This window comes from Rhizobium sp. KNZ14-9A (assembly GCF_056755015.1).
Genome location: NZ_JBPGXB010000002.1, coordinates 3,594,758 through 3,617,492, shown reverse-complemented (window position 1 = coordinate 3,617,492; position 22,735 = coordinate 3,594,758). Strand labels below are relative to the sequence as shown.

The window sequence follows — 22,735 nt, the reverse complement described above, 5'->3', positions numbered from 1 at the left end:
GAAACGTTAGCGTAACGATTTCCGGAGGGGCCGTGCCGATTGAACTGACCGCCTCGCAGGCGCTTGGCCTCTGGCACAGTGTGGCGCTCAACCAGGTTCGTCACGACAACAGAGATTTGACGTTGCGCCAGATGGCGATCCTGCTGCATATCTATCTGGTGCCGCCGCCGCATACCGTGCGCGGACTGGCTGCGACGCTGAACGTGACGAAGCCGGTCATCACCCGGGCGCTGGATACGATGGGGGAAATGGGCCTCGTCGATCGCGTCCGCGACGATGCCGACCGGCGCAACGTCATCATCAAGCGCACCGTTGGCGGTGCGCTCTATCTCGAAAAGCTCGGCGACCTCGTGCGCGAGCAGGGCCGCAAGCTTTCGGTCTGAATGGCCCCCGACTGAAAGGGCCATCTGAAAGGCCCATCTGAAAGGAATGTCATGACGATGCTCGACCGCCGCCTCCACGCCTATCGCCCGGATCTCGCGGAAGCCGGCCTCGAGGGCAAGGTCGAAGCGACGCGTTTCGTCAGCGGCACGCCGGCCCGTGTCTGCGTCCCGGTCGTTGCCTTGCGCCCCCAGCCGGACTTTGCCCGTGGCATCGACACGGAACTGCTTTATGGCGAGGATATCACGATATTCGATCGCGCTGACGGCTGGTGCTGGGTCAAAGCCGCATCGGATGGCTATGTCGGCTACTTGCCCGAGGACGCAATTGCAGAAGCAGCGACGACCTCGACCCACATCGTCGTTCCGCAGCGCACCTTCCTCTATCCCGAACCGGAATTGCGTAAACCCTATAAGACGGTGCTTTCCATGGGTAGCCGCGTTCATATTGCCGGCGAAGCGGAAGCGCGTGGCAATCGCTATCTGGTCCTCGATGACGGCACTGCGATCTTCTCGAAGCACCTGCTGCCGCTGGGTGCCTTGGACGGCCAGGATTATGTCGATATCGCCGCCCGCTTTCTGGAAACGCCCTATCTCTGGGGCGGCCGTTCAGGCCTCGGTATCGATTGCTCCGGCCTCGTCCAGCTTGCGCTGCAGATGACCGGCAGAAGCGCGCCGCGGGATACAGACATGCAGGCGGCGGGCCTCGGCGAGCCGATCGAGCGCTCGGATGTGCGCCGCGGTGATCTAGTCTTCTGGAAGGGGCATGTTGCGATTTTCGAAGATCCCGAAACCATCATCCATGCCAACGGCCATACGATGACCGTTGCGCGCGAGAATTTCGAGGCGGCCGTCGAGCGCATCGGCTGGCTATACGAGCAGCCGACCGGCTATCGCCGTCCGTTCTGACGTTACCTGCAATCGTCAGGCCGCTGGCGGCTTTGGCCAGTCTTTCACGCCACCCGTCCAGTTTTCGAAGGCTTTCGAGAGCCTGAGCACCCGCATGTCATCGAAGCGCGGCCCGACGATCTGCAGGCCGATCGGCATGCCGGATTTCGAGAAGCCGCAATTGATCGATGACGCCGGCTGGTCCGACATGTTCCACGGCACCGTGAAGGCGATATGCTCGAAGGGCAGCTTCGGATCGTTGGTCGGCGAGGGCCATTCGGCCGGATAGGAGACGATCGGATTGGTCGGTGACAACACCGCATCGACCTCGGTGAAAAGCCGGCCGCAGGTCTTGCGCATCTCGATCGTCTGATTGAAACCCTTGACGGCGTCCACGCCGCTGACATCGGCACCGCCCTTCGCCCACTCGTAGATATAGGGAAGAATACTCTCGCGGCGTTCCTCGCTGAGCCCGGCAATGTCGCCCCAGAAACGCGCGCGCCAGAAAGTGTCGAGCCCATCCAGCATGGCGCGCGTCAGCACCGGTGCGGCTGGAACGATCGTTGCCCCGGCCTTCTCGAAGAGCCTAGCTGCTTCTTCGACGGCTATCCTCACATCTTCATCGACCGCAAGACCGCAGCCGGCATCGAGCATCAGCCCGATCCGCATGCCGCTGACATCGATATCGAGGTCCATCCAGTCGAAGTCATTCGGCGGCAGGCTGGTGCCGTCGCGCCAGTCGGGACGGGAAAGGGTCGCCATCGAATAGGCGGCATCCTCCACGGTGCGGGTCATCGGCCCCGCACAGCGCCCGACATAATAGGGATCGACCGGAATGCGCCCATGGCTTGGCTTGAAGCCGAAGACGCCAGTCCAGCCCGCCGGCAGGCGCACAGAGCCGCCAATATCGGTGCCGACATGCAGCGGCCCGTAGCCGGCAGCGGTTGCCGCCGAGGCGCCAGCGCTCGAACCGCCGGGGTTTTGCGTAATGTCCCAGGGATTGCGGCTCAGAGGATGAAAGCTGGAAAGGCCCGAAGAGAGCATGCCGTAATCGGGGCAGGTCGTCTTGGCGAAGATGATTGCGCCGTCCTCCCGCAGACGAGCCGCCGCCGGGGCATCCGCTTCCGCGGGCTTCAGTTCGATCGCTTTCGTGCCAAGCGGTACTGGCTGGCCTTTGGTCGCGATCAGCTCTTTCAGCGTGACCGGGATACCGTCCAGTGGACCGAGTGTTCCGCCTTTCATCCAGCGTTCGCTCGATGCCTTCGCCTGCTCGCGCGCCGCCTGCGGATCGTAGAGATAAAGCGCTGCGATCGAAGGTTCCCAGGCGTCGATATGCCTTTCGAGGGCAAGCCAGTATTCGAGCGGCGAGAGGCTTTTGTCAGTGAAGCGCCGCCTGAGTTCGTGGATGGTGAAATCGGTATCTGGCATGGTCTGGTCTTTCGGGCGTTTTGTCTTGGGAGGACATCAGCGGCTCGCTTCGCGCGGGTCGAAAAGATCACGCAGCCCGTCGCCCAGCATGTTGAAGCCGAAGACGGTGAGCGCGATCGCAAGGCCGGGCATAATCGCCAGCCAAGGGGCCAGCGAAAGGAAGGTCTGGGCATCCGCCAGCATTCGCCCCCAGGTCGGCGCCGGCGGCGCCATGCCGAGGCCGAGGAAGGAAAGGCCGGCCTCGGTAAGAATCGCCAAGCCGAGCTGGATCGCTGCATGCACAATGATCTGGCTTATGATGTTCGGCAGCACATGTCGGACCGAGATCGTGAAGCGGCTGTTGCCGATCGCCTGCGCCGCCAGAACGTAATCTCGGCTCCAGGCCTGCAAGGAGGTAGCGAGCGTCACGCGGGCAAAGACAGGTACCATGAAGACCGCGATTGCCGTGATGGCGGTAAAGCGCCCCGGTCCCAGAAAGGCGCCGAGGATCATGGCCGAAAGGATCGGAGGTAGGGCGAAGATCACGTCGCAGGCGCGCATCATCAGCGTCTCATAGGGGCCACGGATCGCAGCCGCGGAAATGCCGGCGATCGAGCCAAGCGTCCCACCGATGGCGACCGCGCTGACGGCGATAGACAGCGAATTCCAGCATCCGACCATCAGCATGGAGAGCACATCGCGGCCGAACTGGTCCGTGCCAAGCAGGCCGAAGGCAAGCGGCGGCTGCAGCTTGTGAATGATCTGCATCTTTGCCGGAGGCAGCGGCGTCCAGAAGAGCGACAGCAGGGCAATGGCAGCGAGAAAGCCGACGATGATGGTCCCGACGATCAGGTTCTTTCGTCGGCTAAGCCTGAAGCTACGGCGTCGCGGAACGACGGCGGAGGAGACGATGGGTGCCATCATGCCGCCTTTCGCATGCGCGGATCGATCATGAGATAGGAGAGATCGACGATGAAGTTCATGACGATGACGAGGCCCGCGAAGAACAGCACGACATCCTGCATGACAACGATGTCGCGCTGCGACAGCGCCTGAAAGGCAAGCCGCCCGAGGCCGGGAAGGTTGAAGACGTTTTCGACCAGCACCGCGCCGGCGACGAGAAAGGTGAATTGCAGCCCTAGGATGGTCAGGATCGGGACCAGTGCATTCGGCACGATATGCCGCCAGAGCACGGTGCTGCGCGCCAATCCTTTGGCGACGGCCGTACGGGCGAAATCCTCATGCATTGTGTCGAGCACGGCAGATCGCGTCACGCGCGTCAGCACTCCGGCTTGCGGCAGAGCCAGCGCTACGGCCGGCATCACCAGCGCCTGCAATGCAGGCAGAAGCCCGGCGTCCCATCCCGGAAAACCGCCTGCCGGCATGAGACCGAGCGTAGTGGAAAACAGGATGATGAGCAGCAGCGCCACCCAGAAGGCCGGCACGGCGATGCTCACCTGCGAGAAGACCGTGGCGATCGCATCGACGATACCGCCGCGCCGCGCCGCGGCCAGCACGCCGAGCGGCAAGGCAATCAGCACGGAGAGCATGATGGCGATCAGCGCGAGCGGCAGCGTCACGGCCAGTCGCTCGATAATCAGCCCGGCGACCGGAACGCCATAGGTGTAGGATTGTCCGAGATTGCCCGAGAAGACACCGGCAAGCCATTGGCCGTAACGAAACAGAAGCGGCTGGTCTAGGCCGAGCTCATGCCGCAGCGCCGTCAGTGTCTCCGGGCTTGCCGAGGTGCCGAGCATGATCGAAGCAGGATCACCGGGCAGCAGATCCATGACGGCGAAGATCACCAGCGACACGACGAGAAGAGTGATGACGAGGCCGGCGAGGCGGCGGGAAAGCAGTGCGATCATATCGTCTTCATCACCCTGTCAGTCGCCGCCCGCACTCGGTTGTTCAATCTTCCCAGGAAACGTTGCTGAGAACGTTGGAAGGGATCGGCTCGTTCTCCCACAGGCCCTTCAGCTTCTTGTCCCAGACGCCGAGCTTGGGCATGACGAAGAGGTAGAGCGCCGGCACTTCCTCGGCGAGGATCTTCTGTGCCTCGCCGTAGATCTTGGCCTGTTCGGCCGTATCAGTAGTCTCCTGCACCTTCTTCATGAGATCGTTGAAGGCGGGGTTCTTGTAGTTGAAGTAATAGGGATCACGCGAATAGACATCGATGTCCATCGGCTCGGCATGGGCAACGATCGTCATGTCGTAATCGCGGCTGGTCATCACATCCTTCACCCACTTTGCCGGAAATTCCGTGGGCTCGATGTTAACAGTCACGCCGATTTCGGCAAACATCGCCTGCATCACCTGCGCGCTACGTGGAGCATAGGCCATCTGCGGCGATTTGATCGTGAAGGTGAAACCACTGGGATAACCGGCCTCCGCAAGCAGTGCCCTCGCCTTTTCGACATTGTAAGGCAGCACGCCTGTCATGTCCTGATAACCGGGATCGTTCGGCGTATAGTGGCTGCCGATCGCCGTGCCGAGGCCGGACCAAGCACCGTCGATGACGGTCTGGCGGTCGATTGCCATCATCAGTGCCTGGCGCACGCGTTTGTCGTCGAAAGGCTTGCGGGCATTGTTCATGCCGGCAACGACCTTGAGCTCGGTATTGCCGACCTTGGTCGCGAGACGCGCGTCGCCATCGAAGGAGCTCATCAGCTCGGGTGCTGCGAATTCCGGAAAGGCGTCGAGATCGCCGGATTTCAGCGCTGCCGCCTGTGCTTGCGGATCGTTGATGAAGCGGAAGGTGACCTTGTCGAGCTTGGCCGCACCCACCTTGTTCCAGTAATCGGTATTCTTGATCAGTTCCACGTGGTCGCCCTTGGCCCAGGTGGAGAATTTGAACGGCCCGGTACCGACAGGCGTCGTCTTGTCGTCGGCTGCAGACTTCGGTCCGACCATGACGGAAGCCGGCCAGCCGAGCCAGTAGATCAGGCTGCCGGTCGGGCTGGAAAGATGCAGCACCAGTGTTTCGGCATCCGGCGTATCGATGGAGGCGATCGACGCGAAGAAGCGCTTCTGCGGATTGACGGAATCCTTGCCGCGGGCGCGGTCGAGAGCGAACTTGGCGGCGGCCGAATCAAAAGCCTCGCCGTCGTGGAATTTCACGCCGCTCTGCAGCTTGAACGTATAGGCCAGGCCATCGGGGGAAATTTCCCAGCTCTTGGCGAGCTGCGGCTGCACTTTACCGGTCTCGTCGATACTGACCAGTCCTTCGAAAATGTTCTGCCAGGTCACCTGGCCGATGGCGACAGGTGCAGCGATCGTCGGGTCAAGGCCGGTTGGCTCGACGCTCATCCCGAGATTGAGTGTGGTCTTGGCGGCTTCGGCGGGCGTCAGCGCCAGCATCATGATGCCGGCGGAAAGCGCCGCACCCATGGAAAGACGCCGCATGAGACGCGCCGACGGCGCGAGCGAAACCTTGATCATCCTGTTCCCCTGTTTGGTTCCGCTGCTGGACGGATCCCTTTTGCGAGTAGAGTGACACTACGGCAGTGCACACACAATGACGATTTTGTGTGCTCAGCGTAGCCGAAAAAGCTACACCGCAATTCTTGCCGTGATGCAAGTCCGCGAGTTCTACTCTTTGCTGTCGGTCTTGCGGTTCGATTGCTCGCGCATGAAGCGTTCGATGAAATCGAGAAGCTTGGTTGCGGCAAAGGAAAGCTGTCGATCGGGCGCCACGCAGAGATCGACATGCGTGCGGATACTGGTCTTGCCGGCAAGGGGAATGGCGCAGAGCTGCCCGGCCTCGATCTCGCGGCGAACGGTCAGCGCCGGCAGCAGCGTCACCGCTGCGTTGCTCAACACCAGTTCTTTGAGCATCTCCAGCGAACTCGTCACGAAAACCGGATCGAGGCTCAGCCCTTCCTTGTCGAAGAGCGCGTCGAAGGCCTGGCGAAAGCCGAAGGATTGATCGGGCAGAGCCAGCGCGTAATCGGCCAATTCCTTCAGGGGAATATCCGGACGCGCCGCAGCTGGATGGCTCGGTGAAGTGATGAGGTCGTAGGCGATTTCCGAGCGCAGCCGCACCTTGGTGCCGGACATCGGCGGCGCAAACAGAGTCACCGCAATATCGGCTTCCGCGCTGTTTACGGCTTCGATGGCCGCCCGTGCGCTGGTGATCGTCACGGCAAAGCGCAGCTTGGGATATTTCAGGCTGAACTCGGCCAGCGCAGGCGCAAGCAGATTAGCGACGGTCGCGCCGTTTGCGTAAATGTTGACACGGCCGCGCTGCAGGCCTTTCAGATCCTCGATCAGCTGCTGTACATGGTCGAGCTCGCGCAGGGTGCGCCCGGCACGCGCCGCCAGCAGCTCGCCGGCAGCCGTCAGCTTCACACCGCGGGCGCTGCGTTCCACAAGGGGCGCGCCGAAGTGGTATTCGAGGTTCTCGATCTGCCGGCTGATGGCCGTCGGCGCGACATTCAGGTTTTCGGCGGCCTGGCGCATGGAGTTGGTTCGCACCAGCTCGTCGAAATACATCAGCGCCCGAATCTGCATTCACCCGTTCTCCGCCGTGAGGCTCTTTTATGTAATCTAGGCAACTAGCGTCCGGCCGGATAGCGGTCGCGCCATGCCATCAGCGCATCCGGCACCGGAAGCGCCGTCGCCTCGTAGACGCCGCGCGCGATCGCCCGCGCCATAACGATCCCGGCCAGATGACACAATTCCATCAGGCTTGCCATGTCGTTGCGCTTCTGCCGGCCGGTGGAGGCCGCAAAAATCGTATCGCCGTCGAGCGGCAGGTGGGCGGGCAGCACCGCACGCGCCAGCCCGTCATGGGCGGCGATGGAAAGCCGGTGCGCCTCCGCCTTGATCAGCGATGCATCGGTGACGATGGCGCCGATCGTCGTGGCCGTCGTCTTCACGCCCTTCAGCCGCAGGCTATGGTCCATCAGGCTGGGCAAGCCGAGCCCGCCGAATTCTGCATTCTGCTCGAAGGGGGCGGCCCAGAAATGCGGGCCTTCGCCGATCGTCGCCGTACCGACGGCATTGACGGCGACGATGGCCGCGATGCGATGCCCGGCGCTGCTGACCGCACTTGCCGAGCCGAGCCCGCCCTTGAAGGTCGCGGTCGTTGCCCCCGTGCCCGCACCAACAGTGCCGAGATCGAACGCGCCCTTGCAGGCGGCTTTCACGGCCTCATAGCCCATCTCGCGATAGGGCGAATGCACGCCCCAATCCTTGTCGCCGCCATTAAGCAGATCCATCAGGATCGCCTGGGGCACGATCGGAATGCGAACCGGGCCGACCTGAAATCCACGTCCCATCTCTCGCAAGCCTGCTTGCACGCCGCCCGCAGCGTCGAGACCGAAGGCCGATCCGCCCGACAGCACGAAGGCGTCGACAGCATCGACGACCATGGAAGGGTCGAGCAGCGCTGTATCGCGCCCGCCCGGCGCACCGCCGAGCACGCTGCCGGAAGCTACTGCCGCTTCATCGAAGACGATGGCCGTGACGCCAGAACCAAGCGAGAGGTCGGTTGCGTGGCCGACGGAGACGCCTTCGATATCGGTGAGGAGGTTGAGAAGATCGGACAAGCGCTGGCTCCTGTCTTGAAGGGAAGCGCGCCGATAGGAAGTCAAATGCGTTTAAAAGACAAGACCGGCCCGTTTTGCCGGGCCGGTCGGAAATCCTCTGAGTATTAAAGCCGCGTTCTGCGTTAGGCATGAAGGGGCTTCGGGTGGCGGCGGGTCATCAGGTCGTGAATGGCCAGCTTCACCTCGGCGGGCGAGCTGAAATGCTGCTCGTCGAGGTCATGGACATGGAACTTGACGGCAATGAACTTCAACCGGTCATCGTCCGGAATGACGATCCCGACCGGGATGCCTGCATATTCGATAACTTCTTTTTTCATGCGTAGAACTCCTGCCGCGCGGATGCGCTGGCTATGGCGAATTGACTTGTCTGTTACCGTTGAAAGGGGACGAACGTCACATTCGACAGTTCGGGCGGGAGAGGGCGCCCGGACGGTCATTGCCAAGCACAGATCGCCCAAGGACTCTGGCGAGAATTGCGAAATCGATCATGTCTCGTTCCTTGTATTGGCGTTGCACTTGCGTGGTCCCGGTAGAGCCCGGGGCCGGTGAAAGACCATCTCTTTAATCTACTAACTTAGTAGAGAATAGCCGATGGCCTATAAGAAACATATTCCGAAACGTGTCAAAATATCGGCGATCCGAAAAATTTCATTCCATCGCACGTCGGTTTGCAGAAAGAAATCTATCACGTCTTCGTGCAACCCATGTGACGGTCCGAGTAGTCTCGTAATCGCCGAAGCAGACATAGGAGGCCGATCTGATTCCGGCAATGGGGCGTTTGGTTAAAATTTGGAAAGCCTTGAAAAGACCGAATTAGTAAACGGCTGGAGCCCTCGTCTACCAGCCTTCCCGAAGCACCTTTTCCAGCATATCGGCGAAGAAATCGGCGCTTTGTTCGGTGAGGCAGAGCGGCGGCTTGATCTTCAACACATTCAGGTGATCACCTGTCGGCTGCATGATGACGCCGAGTTCCAGCAGCCGGTCGCAGATCGCCACCGTCTCTTCGGTCGCCGGCTCCAGCGTCGTCCTGTCGCGCACGAATTCGAGGCCGAGATAGAGGCCCATTCCATGCACGGCGCCGACAATCGGATAGCTGTCGATGAGTGCCGCCAGTCGCGCCTTCAGATGGTCGCCCACCTCCCGGGCATTGTCCTGCAGCCGCTCCTCGGCCATGACGTCGAGAACCGTCATGCCGGCAACGCAACTGACCGGGCTGCCGCCGGCCGAGGAGAAGAAATAACCTTCCTTCTCCAGCGAAGCGGCGATCTCCTTCGTCGTGATGACGGCGCCGAGCGGATGGCCGTCACCCATGCCCTTGGCGATGGTGATGATATCGGGCACGACGCCTTGCTGCTCGAAACCCCAGAAATAATGGCCGAGCCGCCCGTAGCCCACCTGCACTTCGTCGGCGATGCAGAGGCCGCCGCGCTCTCGCACGTGCCGGTAGACCTCCGTGAGATAGCCGTCGGGCAGTGGAATGCCGCCGGCATTGCCATAGACAGATTCGGCAATGAAGCCGGCCAGCCCTTCGCTCTTGGCATCGATGGCTTCCAGCACCGGTGTTATCGTGCCGAGATAATCCGCTGCGGTTTCCGGCCCACGGAACTGGCCGCGATAGGTATTGGGCGAGACGACGGCGTGAACCCAGTCCGGCCGTGTCGTCAGCGCCTGCGGATTGTCGGCGACAGAGGTGGAGACGGCATCGCTTGCCACCGACCAGCCGTGATAGCCCTCCAGCAGGCAGAGCATGTTGCGTTGGCCGCTATGCGTCCAGGCAAGCCGCAACGCCAGGTCGTTGGCTTCCGAGCCGCTGTTGACGAGGAAGACGGCATCCATGCCGTCGGGCGCCAGCGATGCTAGGCTCTCGGAGAATTCCGCGACGGCGGCATAGTGGAAGCGCGAATTGGTGTTCAGCATCAGCCATTGCTGGCCGATCGCTTCCGCCATGCGCGGATGACCATGGCCGAGGATCGTGACATTGTTGACCATGTCGAGATAGGCGCGACCCTCGATATCGAAGAGATGCTCCTTCCAGCCGCGCTCGACCTGCGGCGGGTGCGCGTAATAATTCTTCTGCGGACTGGCGAAATGTGCCTGCCGCAGCTCGAGAAGCGTTGCCGTTTCGGGTTTTGGTGCATCGGCACCCGGCCCGAGGAGCACCGAAGGCGAGGGGCAGAGCGCGGACCACGCCTCGGCTTGTTGCGGTGTCGAAAAGAGTGGCGGCTCGAAGCCGGCGATGCTGCAAAGCTGCAGCCGCAATCCGCCGAGCGAGGACGTCTCGCCGGAGACCGTGCCGAGCCCCTGACCGGCGGCGACCTCGCTGCCGTCCTCGACTGAAAGTTCGATGCCGTCGATATGCAGTTTCATATCGGCGCCTGTGAGGACCAGATGCTGGTCGTACCAGGTGATCCGACCGGCAAAGGGTGCGGCAACGAGGCTGCCCGCTGCAAGGCAGATATCCATATGCAGGGCATAGGTCGCCTGGGCTTTTGCACGGTGCAGGCCGGCGCGGGACAGGCGATATTCGCCGTAACGCGTCGCCGCGGTTCCCGTTTCCGCCGCCGCGCGGGCAAGAAGCCGCCAGTCCATATCGGTCGCCAGCCAGTTACCGTCAGAAAAATGCGGGCTCTGCACACCGAGATCGACATAGGCGATGGATGCAGGATCGATCTCCGGCAAGAGCGGCTGCCAGTCCGTCGTATCGACACCGGCAATATCGAGACCGGCCGCTTTCAGGATAGCCGCTTCCATCAGTTCGAACGGTACGGACATCGCCGTATCGAAAATGCGCCGTTCGCCCTCCAGATTTCCTCTGACATAGTCATTATCGGGATCGATTGCGATCTGCTGCTCGCTGCTGGCGACGAGAATGACGGCGCGCGCCACGATGAGCGGCCAGAGCGCCTTCAGCTCGTCATCCATCAACGGGTAAATCTCGTGATAGGCTTTCACCGCCGGCAGGATGTAAAAGGGATCGCCATCTGCCTGATGCAGCAGAGAGGCGCAGGTCACGGCAAGGTCGCCGACCAGCCAGCCGCGGATGATGTCGCCGAAATCGATCACGCCGTCGGGAACGGGCCGCCCATGCACATCAGGGCGGCTGACGACATTATCACCGGTCACGTCGTGATGAACCGCCTGAAGCCGCAGCGACGGCGCAAGCGGCTGGATGCGGCGCACAGCCATGACCATCGTCTTGGCGATCCTGTCGCGCGCGGCGCTGTCGGTAATGGAGGAAAGCAGTTGCACGGCCACGGGCCCGGCGCGGCGCAGGTCCCATTGCAGGCTGCGGTCGAGCCCGGGATGGCTAAAATCGGCAAGCGCCTCAGCCAGTCGCGCGCAGAGCGCACCGAGCGCCGCGACCGAGGTGGGCGCCAGATAGGCGCGGTGGGTCAGGCCTTCGCCTTCGAGATATTCCAGCAAACGGACCTGGTAATCCTGCTCCCGCACGTTGACGGAAACGATCTCCTGCCCTTCGGTGGACGCCATCACGTTTGGAACACGCGGCGCATCCGCCTTGGCGCGTAAATGATGGATCGCCGCATTCTGCGCCTCGAGTTCCTCGGTCGCATAGGCGGCATGGCAGATCTTCAGCACATAGCGGCCGTCTTCCGTGTCGAGCCGGTAGTTGCGGTCCTGCTGGCTGCCGAGTTCGGACAGCGTGCCGGAAAGCCCGTAGTGGGAAAGAAGGATATCCGTGGCTTCGGAAGCGGTAACATCGGGGCGCGGCAGCGCCATGCGGTCAACAAGCGCTTCGTCGGTCATGGCACCCCTCCGCAGCATGATTCGATTACCTAATGAAACAGATAATCAAGCACTTGCCGACAAGCAACGGAAGATTGCGCCAGCCGCGGATTTAGGGGAAGTGCGTTGTTTGCCTCAACCCATGCGTTCGGAGGCATAGCTGCCGGGGCTGGCGGGGAAGACGATCGTGCGGTTGCCGTTGAGGAAGACGCGGCGATGGATATGCGCATGGATGGCGCGCGCCAGCACCTGGCTTTCGACATCGCGGCCGATCGAGACATAGTCTTCGGCGCTCTGCGCATGGGTGATGCGAGCAGTGTCCTGCTCGATGATCGGGCCTTCGTCGAGATCGGCCGTCACGTAATGCGCTGTCGCGCCGATCAGCTTCACGCCGCGCTCATAGGCCTGTTTGTAAGGGTTGGCGCCCTTGAAGCTCGGCAGGAAGGAGTGGTGGATGTTGATGATACGGCCTGACATCTTCCGGCACATCGCATCCGACAGCACCTGCATGTAGCGGGCAAGCACGATGAGTTCGGTGCCGGTCTGCTCGACGATGTCGAGGATCTGGGCTTCGGCCTGCGGCTTGTTTTCCTTCGTCACCTTGATGTGGTGGAAGGGAATGTCGTGGTTGACCACGACTTTCTGGTATTCGAAATGGTTGGAGACGACGCCGACGATGTCGATCGGCAGCGCACCGATCTTCCAGCGGTAGAGCAGGTCGTTGAGACAGTGGCCGAAGCGGGAGACCATCAGAAGCACCTTCAGGCGCTCGCTCCCGTCATGTACCTCCGCATCCATGCCGAACTTCTCGTAGATCGGCTTGAAGCCTTCGCGGATCTCGGCAAGCGTTGCACCCTCTTCGGAAATGAAGCTGACGCGCATGAAGAACTTGCCGGTATCGAGGTCGTCGAACTGCGAACTATCGATGATGTTGCAACCCTTTTCGGCGAGATAGGTCGAAATCGCCGCCACGACGCCGCGCGTCGACTTGCAGGTTACCGTCAATACGTAGTCCGTCATGTCCTCTTCCCTCTCTTAAGCCGCCGGGCCGTCCTTAGATCAAACCCCCGGCCGCGAACAGGCCGGCAAGCTTTCATTTCTGCAATAAATTGCAAGCCGAACCTTCATGCCTGCGGCATTTGCTTTCATGGCCGCAAGCTTATGACAGGACGCGCGGGATTCCGTTCTGCCTGCGCCGTTCGAAATCCCGTCCTCGCCCTCTGATAGTTTGAGGTCAGACGGCCGGCCGGCTGGCGACCCGGACTTTTCTGCGCGGCGTGATGATTTCGTGAATGATCGCTCCCACGATGGAGGAGAGCGCGAGGCAGAGGATCACGAAGATGACAGGCTGCTGAAGCGCGCCGACCGGGAAATGATTGGCGATGATCCGGAGGAAAGCCAGCGTGAAGGCATGCGTGATGTAGATCTCGTATGAGGCGTCGCCGAGATAGTTGAGCCAGCGCACAAAGGGAAGTTTCGAAAAGTCGATGGAAATAGCGCTATAGACGATGAAGATTGCCGGTATGCCCCAGCCATAATAACGGTCTCCAGGCCGCACCAGATCCTCGTTGATGAAGAGGAAGGCGAAGCCGACAGCAAGCAGAGCCCAGGCCCAGCGCTGCGGCAGCAGAAGCTTCTGGCCATAGAGCCAGCCGAGCGCCACGCCGGCCAGGAATTCCAGGATGATGGGTTCGCCATAGAATTTAGTGGCTGTCGTTTCCGGCAGCAGGTGGCAGACGATCAGGATGGCTGCAAAGGCACCGAAGAGGGCGGGCAGGCGATAGTCCTCGCGGATCGGCAATAGCAGCGCGAAGACGAAATAGAAGAACATCTCATAATTCAGCGTCCAGCCGGGCACGATGACGGGCGCGATCATCGTCGGGTCGACCGGATTGATCCAGGGCAGGAACAGCATCGAGGCCATGAGATGCGGCAGATCGAAAACGGTAGACTTGAGAAGCGACGGTGCGATAAGCGCGACAGCCGCCGAAAATAGCGTCGCCAGCCAGTAGAGCGGCACGATCCTCTTGACGCGCTTGCGGACGAAATCGACCGGCGTCATGTTTCGTCCGCTTGTCGTCAGCCACATCACGAAGCCGCTGAGCACGAAGAAGATATCGACACCCGTTTCGCCATAGATGAACGAGGTCGCGTCTATGGCGGGATTGACCTTGGCAAGCTGCAGGATCGCGTGGAAATAGACGACCATCAGCGCCGCGATGGCACGCAGATATTGCAGCTGGACAAGCATCTGGTGTCTTGCTCCCACAGGCTCTGCGGATCGCCCTTCAGGCAAGCCGCTTCGTCAACTCAGTACATTTGCCGGACGACCCTGCCGGATACGTGGCGTGTCGCGGAAACGCATGAACCCGATGACAAGCCAGACGAGACCGGCGATCTTCATCGAGAAGATTGCCGTTCCCCCGATCATCATATTCAGAAAAATGAAAAGAGAAAGTGAATGGGCGCAGCGCCTTTGTGCCGGGGTCGTGCCCGCGGGAAACAGGCAGACGAAGAGCCAGAAGGCGATGACGCCGAAGATCGTTGCGCCATAGACGAGGTAGACATAGCCGCTATCGGCGAATTCGGCGACTTTATCGACGGAAAGCCCGAGGATCGCCAGTGGATCGAGATCCATCAGTTTCTTCATCGTCAGATTGATGCGCCCGGTGAAATTGTCGCCGATCGCATTGGGGTCCTTCATGTAGACAAGAAAGCCGGCGCAAACGATGAGCGGCATCAGCGCCAGATTGAAAGCCTTGGGGATTCTGGGAAAGACGAAATAGCCGCCGATACAGCAGATGCAGAAGATGAGCATCGTGCGGGTATCATTGGTCGTGAGGATCAGCAGCGCTGTCGCAATGGCCAGCGCCCGGTCGATCCGCGTCAGCCGTTCCCACATCGAAATAAGGTAGATCGCGATCACGCCACAGAAATTGGCGAGCGACACCTGCTCCAGAAAGATCGAGGACGAGCGGTGATCGATGATGCCGAATGAGAATCGGCCGGGAAAGCCGAGTGCATTCTGGAACAGGCCCGTCGTGTTGAAACTGAGCGGCTTCAGCCCGCGCGTGTTGGCGAAATAGTCCGAGGGATGCACGATACTGACATAGAAGGGCACGCTGATGATCTCGAAGATCAAGAAAAGCAGCACCATGAAACAGGCCACACGGAAGATCAGCTTCAGCGTCCGCTCGTTGCACCAGCCTCCAAGCCCCGTGAAGCAGAAGATGATCAGCACGTTGCGGAAATGATCGATGAAGGCCATGCGGTTGATCACGCTGACATAGACCGTCACGATCAGCGTGAAGAGCATGAACAGGAAGGCCGGAAGGTCTTCCTCATAGATCCCTTTGTGCAGGATGTAGATGATTGCGCTCGCCATGATCAGGCCTTCGCTGGCCGCCACGTGCGTCATCGAAAGCGGCATGACGTTGTGGTTTATGAAGGCCAGGATGCCATTGTAGAGAACCGAGAGCAGCCCGAGGATCAGAATCGGGTAATCGAGACGCGAAGCCGGGCTCGCCGCACCGGCAGCCGTTTCGAATCTCGTGCTTGTCTCTCCGATTGCTGCCATGTCACTTCCCCGCAGGCTTTACTGCTGCACAGGCGGGCGCATGCTTGGCAACCATTTGCTCAAGCAGACGCATTTGCGGGCGCTCCGGCGTGTCACGCGGCTGCACGTTGAAAGGTTCGCTGGCCGGCCACCATTCGCCAGCCGCCCAGTAGGAGAAGCCGATCCACGCATCGCTATTGTCGGACATGGTGGTGAACATGGTCTTCAGGCCATCGAGGCAATCCGCATTTGCAGACGCGCCAAATTCACCGAGGAAACCGCGTTTGCCGTTCTTCTTCAGCCAGGCGGTCACATTGCTGACGGCATCGGTCGCGGCCTTTGCGCCCTCGCAGGTCTCGTGCGTGCCCGAAGAATCCGCGTCGAGATACTGATGGAATTCATAGGCGTAGAAATCGAGCGGATCACGCACGCCGAGCATGACGGTTCCGTTCGCGCCGCCGATCACATCGGTTTCCCAGCTTGCAGCTCCGCTCCAGGCCGTACCGGGAACGAGGATGAGATTGCGCGCGCCGACCGCTCGAATGCCGCGGATCGCGGCGTTGGCGGCTTTCAGCCAATCGGTCGCGGGAATGTCATGCGGCTCGTTCATCAGCCCGAAGAGCACGCCGTCCTGGTTGGCAAATTCGACGGAAAGCCGAGCCCAGAAATCGGCAAAGGCTGCATTCGCTACGGGCGGCTTGCCGACCTGATCCTTGTCATAGTAGCCGAAATTATGCGGATCGAGCAGCACGCTCATCTTGTGCTTGCGAACCAGCGCTACCGTATCCTTCAAACGCTGCAGTTCATCATCGTCGAGCCGCGCGCCAAGCGTCGGCTGCAGCCGCTCCCAGCGGAAGGGCAGGCGGATGATCGTCATTCCCTTCTTGGCGAAATAGCGGATCGTTTCTTCGGTCGGGTAGGTGTAGTTCGTGCCGTAGACGCCGCCGCGCTCGCCATATTCGGCGCCGGAGAGATTGACGCCATAATAGCAAAGTGGTGCGCTCGCGGCATGGGCGGTGGACGAAATGCTCATGACGGCGGCAACCAGCAGCCTGTGCAGCAGTCTTTTCCGTTTCATGGCTATCCTCGCGGGTCGCGGCAGGTCGCCACGTCGGCTTCAATGCCGTCATCTTAACGGTCCGTTAGCTAAGAATTTCTAAAGTCGCTCTGTCTCGGCCATCCTTTCCTGCCGGGCGGATGCGGTGTTTATGAATCAGTATGACGGGAACAGGGTGAGCCGCCTGCCTGCCTGGCGCAGTTATGAGTCGTCTCAGCCTGCGCCTGAAGGCACCCGTGCGCGCAGCCCTATCATCCGGCCGACCGATTTCGTTCCGCCTCCACCGACTCCCGAGCCTGGTCCTCTTCCGGTTCGCCCTGCAGCGTCGGAAAGCCGCCCCGCTGAGCCGCCACGCCGCGATATTCCTGCCATCCCCGAACCCTCATCAGCGCCTGAACCCGTGGTCCAGCAAGCACCTGATGTCGTCGGACCATTGCTGGATATCAGATCCGCGGTTGCCGCCATCTGGAGCAGGCGCCTGATTATTGCCGGTCTTTGCCTCGTCGGTGCCGCTGCCGGCGCGGTGATCGCGCCTCGCATTCAGCAAAAATTCACTGCCGTTGCCGCCCTCTATTTCGATCCGCGTCAGATCGGACTTGCCGACAGCGGCGCGCAGACCGCGGCCCCGTCACCGGAAATGATTTCGACGCTGATCGATAGCCAGGTTCAGCTGCTGACCTCGGGCAACGTATTGCGTCGCGTAGCCGACGCCATGAAGCTCGATCAGGATCCGGAATTCACCGGCGGCAGGACGGATGGTGCCGCTATCATCGGCGCTCTTCAAAAGGCCCTGCTGATCACGCGTGAGAATAATACCTATGTGGTCTCGCTTGCTGCGACGACGCACGATCCTGAGAAATCCGCGAAGCTCGCAAATCAGGTCGTCACCTCCTTCATGCAGGAGGAAAGCAGCGCATCGACCGGCCTTTATGAGACCACCTCCTCAGCGCTCGGCGGTCGCCTCGACGATCTGCGCCAGAAGGTGCAGGAAGCCGAACAGGCGGTCGAAACCTTCCGCGCCGACAACGACATGGCGGCGACCGAGGGCAACCTGATTTCCGATCAGCGCCTTTCGTCCCTGAATACGCTGCTCATTACCGCCCAGGAAAAGACTATTCAGGCCAAGGCCCGTGCCGATGCCGCTGCAAGTCTGCGCGTCGAAGATATCGTCGCCGGCAGCCAGACGGATGGCGCCACGGGCACATCGCCGCTCGTCAGCCTGCGGCAGCAATATTCCGCCCAGGCCGCTGTCGTCGGCAGCCTGCAGAGCCAGATGGGTTCGCGTCATCCGCGCCTTCAGGCCGCGCGCTCTTCGCTCGACAGCATCGGGGTAGAAATCAGGGGCGAGTTGCAGCGGGTCGCGACCTCGGCAAGAGCCGAATATGAACAGGCCAAGAAGGCCGAAGACGATATCGCCAAGGAACTGGCGGTGCAGAAAGCCCTGCAAGCCACGACATCGGACAAGCAGGTGCAGCTGAACGAACTGCAGCGCAAGGCGACGGCCGCCCGTGAACTTTACGAATCAGTTCTGAAGCGTTCCGGTGAGACCAGCGAAGAGCAGAACCTCAACCAGAGCAATATCCGCGTCGTCTCACCAGCCGAAGTTCCTGTTAAGGCAGATGGGCCGAGTAAGAAAATCATCATGGTCGCAGGCGTGATTGGTGGCTTGCTTGCCGGCTTTGCTGTCGGCGCTGGTTTTGCAATCCTCGCCGGCCTCTTCTCTCATCCCGTCATCAGGAGCTATTTCCGCAAGCCTGCTCGCGCTTCCGCTTGATGGCGACTTCCAATCTTCCTACATCCTGAACACGGGTACTGAACGAAAGACGCCCGTGAAAGAGGTTGTGATGCGGTTCGCTGCGGTTCTCCTGTTGTCGCTTGTTGCCGGCGCTTCGGCTGCGCCCGCCTCTGCCATCGATTGGCAGAATTCCGGCAAGCAGGCCGTGCAACCGCTCTATCCCTACAAGGATCTTCCGGGCGTGAAGGCGCAGCCGGACAAGAAGGTGGAGGAGTTGTACGACTGCCACACCGAGACGGTGCAGATCCGCCGCCGCTATGACCAGATCTTCCGCTCGGGCGGCATGCCGACACTGATGTATGTCTGCGAACGCGACGGTGTCGTATCCATGGATAGCCGGGTGCCGTTGCGCGGCCATTATCAGCCGGTGCGGTGAAAACCGCAGCGAGTCCCCGCGAGGTTATTGCCTGCAAGGCGAGATAGCTTGATCACCGTTCAATGAATTGACGGCGACTGCAACCAATCTTTTGGCCGCATCAATCTTCAACGAGCGGGCTGAAATGCCAATTGCGGCACTTCGCCACCAAGGATACGGTCGGCAAAGGACACGTTGGAGAGACCGTAGCGCTGATACAGCTCATTGTCCTGGTTGGCCCGAAACTCCGCCTGATCGGACGGCGAAGAGAAATATTTCCCAATCAAGAGCGGCAGGCGAACGGTTTTCAGGTTCTTTTGCTGGAACACATGCCAGAACAGTGCATCGCCGACCGATCTGATCAGGGATCCGTCGCCAAAGTAGCTCGGATAGTATTTCCCGACCATTTTCGGGCTCCAGAGTGTTGCCGGACCGAAAGTACCGCGCTCACCGGTACCCGATCCAAGCCTCAGGCGTTCACGCGGCTTCGGAGGCCAGTCCGGCGCAAATTCGGATGCCGTCAGTATCGGCGCTTTGAAAGGCTCATCGAGATGGGAATTATCAAAGCAGACCAGCCACTCGCCTCCAACCATTCCGGCGGAAGAAGCGCAAGCTGCTCCGACCAGGAGCTCGACCGCATTTGTGGCCAGGCGGTCGTCCATATTGAGGTTCATCACGAACAGTGAATTGCTCAATGCCACTGCCGCCGACCAGGCCTCGTAGATCGAGAGTGGCTGAGAGAAGACGTAACAGTCCGCGTCCAGCCATTCGGGCGGCATATCACCATTGTCGAAGATATAGATGATGCGCACGCCGACACTTTGTTGGCGCAGGTTTATGTAGTGCGACTTCAGCAGCTCGAACTTGTTGTTTTGACGGTGCCATACCGCACAGAACACGGTGACCAGCGCCGTCTCATTATCACTCTGCGTCCTTGCTTTAATAAAGTGCATGTCGGGCAATTCCTTTCGCGCAAGGTTCGCGCATGGCAGAGGCGGCATTGGTGTTAACCACGAAGGAGATGGCATGAGCCGGGCATTCGCGTCAATTGCCGTGGTTAGAAATCCTGGGGGCGGCCGCCCGGTCATCTGAAATCGGCATTTGAACGTGTTCGTTGTGTCGCGAAGAACGCGCGGCGACGGGAAATAAGGAAATTGGATGCAGCAGAAGCGCGATCTGACCTCTGCCAGCCGAAGGGTCTCTGCAGGGTGCTGCGCGGGCCATCGAGAGGGGCGTCCATGCGTTTCCTGATAACCGGGGCGGGCGGCATCCTGGGTAGGCATGTTATCAGGCATTTCGCTCAGTTTGCGCCAAGCGCAGATGTGATCGCCAACAAGGCGGACCTGACGAATCTGGATGCGACCCGAGCGGCAATCGCTGCCCTGCAGCCGATCGATAAGGTTGTTCATCTGGCGGCCCTGGTGCCGGTGGCATCAGTTAAGGCAGACCCGGCCCGCGCCTATGCCGTGAATGTCGGCGGCACGATCAATCTTCTCTCGGCGCTCGAGGGGCACCCGGCCACGTTCCTCTACTGCTCATCGAGCCATATCTATGCGCCGTCCCATCTGCCGATAACCGAGGACGCCGAAAAGGCGCCACCCTCTTTCTACGGACGGACAAAATGGGTGGCCGAGAGCGTTGCGTCCGACATTTGCGAGGCATCCGGCCGCACCTTTTGTGCGGCGCGTGTTTTCTCGATTCATGACCCAGCGCAAACTGGCTCGTTCCTTCGACCATCCATCGAGCGTCGGCTGGCAGAAGAGGACCTGAGCCAACCCTTCACGCTTCCGGGCGGTGACAGTGTCAGGGATTTTCTGCCGGCAGAAGATGCCGCAGAACTGGTCGTACGCCTTGCCCTTTCTTCCGCGACGGGGCCGGTCAATGTCGGCTCCGGGCGTGGCACAACCATTCGCGATTTCGTGCAGAGTTTCAGCCCCCGGCTCCTCGATATCAGGGCGACCGGCGGCTCCGACACCCTGGTCGCCGATATCTCAAGGCTTAGACAATTACTAGGAGACTCTGATGTCTGAGACTGTTTCCATTGTCATTCCGACCTTTAACAGAGCCGGAATGCTGCCTGTCGCTATTGACAGCGCCTTGAACCAAACGAAAGCGTGCGAGGTTATCGTCGTCGACCACGGCTCCACCGACGATACGCCGAAAGTTGCCGAGGCTTACGGTGACCGCATCCTCTACATCCGCCGCGAGCGCGATTTCGGGCCGCATTTCTGCTGGCTGGAAGGCGCGTTGCACGCCAGCGGTGAATTCGTTCACCTGCAATATGACGACGACTGGATCGCGCCAACCTTCATCGAGGCGTGCCTTGCGGTCATCACGCCGGAAACCGGCTTCGCCTTCAGCGGCGCTGACGTGACGGATGGTCCTGGCCTGCCCATCAAGCTTCGCCAGTTTATGGACTGGCTGCCCGCAACCGGCACCTATCCGGTCGATGCCATCGAAAGACAGATTCTCGGCTCGCTGATCTCGCCCGGCGCGGCGCTCTATCGCCGACAGATCCTCATCGATGCACTTTATCCGGGTCGGTTGCCGCTTCAGATAAACGAATATCGCGGCGTCGGCCCGGATGCTTTCGTCTCATTGCTTTCGATGCTGCGCTATCCAGCGGTCGGCTACGTCCGTGAACCGCTCGCTTTCTTCCGCTTTCACGAGGGGTCTATCACCATCGACGCCTTTGCATCCGGCGAGAAGACCGCACGGTTGCGCGCCGCTTATGCAGAAGTAACCCGCCACTATCTCGAAATGAAAGTGATGCGCGCTGTGCGTATCAGGGAGGCATCGTAATGACTGTAGGGCGTCCAATCCGCTTAGTTACTCAAGATCGTCCAATCCGCCTTGCAGAGGAAACCATCGATCAGGGTGAACTCGAGGCCCTCTCCGAGTGGATGCTTGCAGGCAACCGCCTGACCAAGGCTGAGCAGACGCTCGCCTTCGAGCAGGAATTCGCTGCCTGGATGGACTGCCGCCACGCGGTTTATGTCAACTCCGGGTCGTCGGCGAACCTGTTGATGATCGCCGCGCTCAAGGAAGCAGGCCGCCTGCGCAATAACAAGGCGATCGCTGCCGGCGTCAGCTGGGTCACCACGGTTTCACCACTGCTCCAGCTCGGCTTCGATGTACGCCTCTGCGATTGCGATTCGAAGTCGCTGGGCATCGACCTCAATCATCTGGAAGACCTTTGCCGCACGGATCCGCCGGCACTGCTGATCATCGTCCACGTTCTCGGCCATGCCGGCGACATGGATGCCATCCGCGATATTTGCCAGCGCTATGATGTCATCCTGCTGGAAGATGCCTGCGAGGCCCTCGGTTCGACCTACAAGGGTCGCAAGCTGGGCGCGATCGGCGCTGCTGGCAGTTTCTCCTTCTATTACGGCCACCACATCTCGACGATCGAGGGTGGCATGGTCGTCACCGACGATGCCGACCTGCATCAGCTGATGCTTTCTCTGCGTTCGCACGGCTGGAGCCGCGATCTCAAGCCCGAACTGCGCCAATCTCTGGCGGAGCAGAACGGCGTCGATGAGTTCAAGAATCTCTACACCTTCTACCATGCCGGCTATAACTTGCGCTCCACCGACCTCCAGGCATTCCTCGGCCGGTCGCAGCTCAAGAAGCTTGACCAGATCGTCGAACGCCGCCGCATCAATTTCGACCTCTACCGCAAGGCGTTGCCGGACTTCTTCTCCCAGTCGGGTGATACGGAGGTTCTGTCGTCCTTCGCCTACGGCACCTTCATCGAGAACCGGCTGGAAACCTACAAGCACATCAATGCGCTCGACATTGAATGCCGGCCGTTGATCTGCGGCAACATCGCGCGCCATCCCTTCTGGCTCCGCGACCATCCGCGGCTTGTCCTTCCGAACGCCGACAAGGTGCATGACTACGGCATCTATCTGCCGAACCACCATAATCTGAATGAAGCGGACATTGCGCGCGTGGCCGACGCCTTCGCCTCTGTTGCCCGCCCCTGCTAAGAGCGA

General features: G+C 60.6%; 20 protein-coding genes. 7 read left to right on the top strand and 13 right to left on the bottom strand.

The window, feature by feature from the left end; genetic code table 11:
• Window positions 1-32 precede the first annotated feature (32 nt).
• Window positions 33-383, top strand: coding sequence for a MarR family transcriptional regulator (locus tag ACR9ZQ_RS24780; protein WP_113298189.1), 351 nt, complete (start codon window positions 33-35; stop codon window positions 381-383).
• A 51-nt stretch (window positions 384-434) separates the two neighbouring features.
• Window positions 435-1,289 (top strand): C40 family peptidase, encoded by an 855-nt coding sequence (locus ACR9ZQ_RS24775; RefSeq protein ID WP_310379733.1) that lies wholly within the window; start codon window positions 435-437, stop codon window positions 1,287-1,289.
• Window positions 1,290-1,304: 15 nt separating this feature from the next.
• On the opposite strand, the gene ACR9ZQ_RS24770 is transcribed toward ACR9ZQ_RS24775, so the two are convergent.
• The 12 genes from ACR9ZQ_RS24770 to ACR9ZQ_RS24715 form a co-directional block, all read right to left on the bottom strand.
• Window positions 1,305-2,696, bottom strand: coding sequence for an amidase (locus tag ACR9ZQ_RS24770; protein ID WP_310379731.1), 1,392 nt, complete (start codon window positions 2,694-2,696; stop codon window positions 1,305-1,307).
• A gap of 36 nt (window positions 2,697-2,732) precedes the next feature.
• Window positions 2,733-3,596 carry an ABC transporter permease gene (locus ACR9ZQ_RS24765; RefSeq protein ID WP_310380085.1) on the bottom strand — a complete coding sequence of 288 codons (864 nt, stop codon included), beginning with the start codon at window positions 3,594-3,596 and terminating at the stop codon, window positions 2,733-2,735.
• A complete protein-coding gene (locus ACR9ZQ_RS24760) occupies window positions 3,596-4,543 on the bottom strand; it encodes an ABC transporter permease (protein ID WP_481428957.1) in 948 nt (315 codons plus the stop codon). The genes ACR9ZQ_RS24765 and ACR9ZQ_RS24760 overlap by 1 nt, the downstream gene beginning before the upstream one ends.
• Before the next feature lie 43 nt (window positions 4,544-4,586).
• On the bottom strand, window positions 4,587-6,116 hold the full coding sequence (locus ACR9ZQ_RS24755) for an ABC transporter substrate-binding protein (protein ID WP_310379726.1): 1,530 nt from the start codon (window positions 6,114-6,116) through the stop codon (window positions 4,587-4,589).
• Window positions 6,117-6,266: 150 nt separating this feature from the next.
• Entirely contained in the window at window positions 6,267-7,187 is a 921-nt protein-coding gene (locus ACR9ZQ_RS24750; RefSeq protein ID WP_310379724.1) for a LysR family transcriptional regulator, read from the bottom strand.
• 44 nt (window positions 7,188-7,231) lie between these two features.
• A complete protein-coding gene (locus tag ACR9ZQ_RS24745) occupies window positions 7,232-8,227 on the bottom strand; it encodes a P1 family peptidase (RefSeq protein ID WP_310379722.1) in 996 nt (331 codons plus the stop codon).
• A 122-nt stretch (window positions 8,228-8,349) separates the two neighbouring features.
• Entirely contained in the window at window positions 8,350-8,544 is a 195-nt protein-coding gene (locus ACR9ZQ_RS24740) for a hypothetical protein (protein WP_025669973.1), read from the bottom strand.
• A 520-nt stretch (window positions 8,545-9,064) separates the two neighbouring features.
• Entirely contained in the window at window positions 9,065-11,992 is a 2,928-nt protein-coding gene (locus ACR9ZQ_RS24735) for an aminotransferase (RefSeq protein WP_310379719.1), read from the bottom strand.
• 114 nt (window positions 11,993-12,106) lie between these two features.
• Window positions 12,107-12,991, bottom strand: coding sequence for a formyltetrahydrofolate deformylase (gene purU / locus ACR9ZQ_RS24730; protein ID WP_310379717.1), 885 nt, complete (start codon window positions 12,989-12,991; stop codon window positions 12,107-12,109).
• 214 nt (window positions 12,992-13,205) lie between these two features.
• Entirely contained in the window at window positions 13,206-14,222 is a 1,017-nt protein-coding gene (locus ACR9ZQ_RS24725; protein WP_310379715.1) for an acyltransferase family protein, read from the bottom strand.
• Window positions 14,223-14,276: 54 nt separating this feature from the next.
• Window positions 14,277-15,548, bottom strand: a complete 1,272-nt coding sequence (locus tag ACR9ZQ_RS24720; protein WP_310379713.1) for a hypothetical protein — start codon at window positions 15,546-15,548, stop codon at window positions 14,277-14,279.
• 1 nt (window position 15,549) lies between these two features.
• Entirely contained in the window at window positions 15,550-16,605 is a 1,056-nt protein-coding gene (locus ACR9ZQ_RS24715) for a glycoside hydrolase family 5 protein (RefSeq protein WP_310379711.1), read from the bottom strand.
• A 130-nt stretch (window positions 16,606-16,735) separates the two neighbouring features.
• Between ACR9ZQ_RS24715 and ACR9ZQ_RS24710 the strand changes: the two genes are divergently transcribed.
• Together ACR9ZQ_RS24710 and ACR9ZQ_RS24705 are read left to right on the top strand one after the other, a co-directional pair.
• On the top strand, window positions 16,736-18,358 hold the full coding sequence (locus tag ACR9ZQ_RS24710; protein ID WP_310380083.1) for a GumC family protein: 1,623 nt from the start codon (window positions 16,736-16,738) through the stop codon (window positions 18,356-18,358).
• 70 nt (window positions 18,359-18,428) lie between these two features.
• Window positions 18,429-18,755 (top strand): hypothetical protein, encoded by a 327-nt coding sequence (locus ACR9ZQ_RS24705; protein WP_481428956.1) that lies wholly within the window; start codon window positions 18,429-18,431, stop codon window positions 18,753-18,755.
• A 107-nt stretch (window positions 18,756-18,862) separates the two neighbouring features.
• On the opposite strand, the gene ACR9ZQ_RS24700 is transcribed toward ACR9ZQ_RS24705, so the two are convergent.
• Window positions 18,863-19,687 (bottom strand): glycosyltransferase family 2 protein, encoded by an 825-nt coding sequence (locus tag ACR9ZQ_RS24700; RefSeq protein ID WP_310379706.1) that lies wholly within the window; start codon window positions 19,685-19,687, stop codon window positions 18,863-18,865.
• A 285-nt stretch (window positions 19,688-19,972) separates the two neighbouring features.
• Here ACR9ZQ_RS24700 and ACR9ZQ_RS24695 point away from each other — a divergent pair, with 285 nt between their 5' ends.
• Genes ACR9ZQ_RS24695 through ACR9ZQ_RS24685 form a run of 3 tightly spaced genes read left to right on the top strand, consistent with a single transcriptional unit; the run spans window position 19,973 to window position 22,729 of the window.
• A complete protein-coding gene (locus tag ACR9ZQ_RS24695) occupies window positions 19,973-20,764 on the top strand; it encodes an NAD-dependent epimerase/dehydratase family protein (RefSeq protein ID WP_310380081.1) in 792 nt (263 codons plus the stop codon).
• Complete coding sequence (locus tag ACR9ZQ_RS24690) at window positions 20,757-21,536, top strand: glycosyltransferase family 2 protein (protein ID WP_310379704.1); 780 nt, start codon at window positions 20,757-20,759, stop codon at window positions 21,534-21,536. The genes ACR9ZQ_RS24695 and ACR9ZQ_RS24690 overlap by 8 nt, the downstream gene beginning before the upstream one ends.
• The gene (locus ACR9ZQ_RS24685) at window positions 21,536-22,729 is read left to right on the top strand and encodes a DegT/DnrJ/EryC1/StrS family aminotransferase (RefSeq protein ID WP_310379702.1); all 1,194 of its coding nucleotides are present in this window, start codon (window positions 21,536-21,538) and stop codon (window positions 22,727-22,729) included. The genes ACR9ZQ_RS24690 and ACR9ZQ_RS24685 overlap by 1 nt, the downstream gene beginning before the upstream one ends.
• Window positions 22,730-22,735 lie beyond the last annotated feature (6 nt).

Excerpts from the sequence above, each read along its gene's own strand:
- ACR9ZQ_RS24775 (WP_310379733.1), top strand. The coding sequence starts at position 435 with ATGACGATGCTCGACCGCCGCCTCCACGCCTATCGCCCGGATCTCGCG.
- ACR9ZQ_RS24770 (WP_310379731.1), bottom strand. The coding sequence starts at position 2,696 with ATGCCAGATACCGATTTCACCATCCACGAACTCAGGCGGCGCTTCACT.
- ACR9ZQ_RS24765 (WP_310380085.1), bottom strand. The coding sequence starts at position 3,596 with ATGGCACCCATCGTCTCCTCCGCCGTCGTTCCGCGACGCCGTAGCTTC.
- ACR9ZQ_RS24760 (WP_481428957.1), bottom strand. The coding sequence starts at position 4,543 with ATGATCGCACTGCTTTCCCGCCGCCTCGCCGGCCTCGTCATCACTCTT.
- ACR9ZQ_RS24755 (WP_310379726.1), bottom strand. The coding sequence starts at position 6,116 with ATGATCAAGGTTTCGCTCGCGCCGTCGGCGCGTCTCATGCGGCGTCTT.
- ACR9ZQ_RS24750 (WP_310379724.1), bottom strand. The coding sequence starts at position 7,187 with ATGCAGATTCGGGCGCTGATGTATTTCGACGAGCTGGTGCGAACCAAC.
- ACR9ZQ_RS24740 (WP_025669973.1), bottom strand. The coding sequence starts at position 8,544 with ATGAAAAAAGAAGTTATCGAATATGCAGGCATCCCGGTCGGGATCGTC.
- ACR9ZQ_RS24735 (WP_310379719.1), bottom strand. The coding sequence starts at position 11,992 with ATGACCGACGAAGCGCTTGTTGACCGCATGGCGCTGCCGCGCCCCGAT.
- purU (WP_310379717.1), bottom strand. The coding sequence starts at position 12,991 with ATGACGGACTACGTATTGACGGTAACCTGCAAGTCGACGCGCGGCGTC.
- ACR9ZQ_RS24725 (WP_310379715.1), bottom strand. The coding sequence starts at position 14,222 with ATGCTTGTCCAGCTGCAATATCTGCGTGCCATCGCGGCGCTGATGGTC.
- ACR9ZQ_RS24720 (WP_310379713.1), bottom strand. The coding sequence starts at position 15,548 with ATGGCAGCAATCGGAGAGACAAGCACGAGATTCGAAACGGCTGCCGGT.
- ACR9ZQ_RS24715 (WP_310379711.1), bottom strand. The coding sequence starts at position 16,605 with ATGAAACGGAAAAGACTGCTGCACAGGCTGCTGGTTGCCGCCGTCATG.
- ACR9ZQ_RS24710 (WP_310380083.1), top strand. The coding sequence starts at position 16,736 with ATGAATCAGTATGACGGGAACAGGGTGAGCCGCCTGCCTGCCTGGCGC.
- ACR9ZQ_RS24705 (WP_481428956.1), top strand. The coding sequence starts at position 18,429 with ATGCGGTTCGCTGCGGTTCTCCTGTTGTCGCTTGTTGCCGGCGCTTCG.
- ACR9ZQ_RS24700 (WP_310379706.1), bottom strand. The coding sequence starts at position 19,687 with ATGCACTTTATTAAAGCAAGGACGCAGAGTGATAATGAGACGGCGCTG.
- ACR9ZQ_RS24695 (WP_310380081.1), top strand. The coding sequence starts at position 19,973 with ATGCGTTTCCTGATAACCGGGGCGGGCGGCATCCTGGGTAGGCATGTT.
- ACR9ZQ_RS24690 (WP_310379704.1), top strand. The coding sequence starts at position 20,757 with ATGTCTGAGACTGTTTCCATTGTCATTCCGACCTTTAACAGAGCCGGA.
- ACR9ZQ_RS24685 (WP_310379702.1), top strand. The coding sequence starts at position 21,536 with ATGACTGTAGGGCGTCCAATCCGCTTAGTTACTCAAGATCGTCCAATC.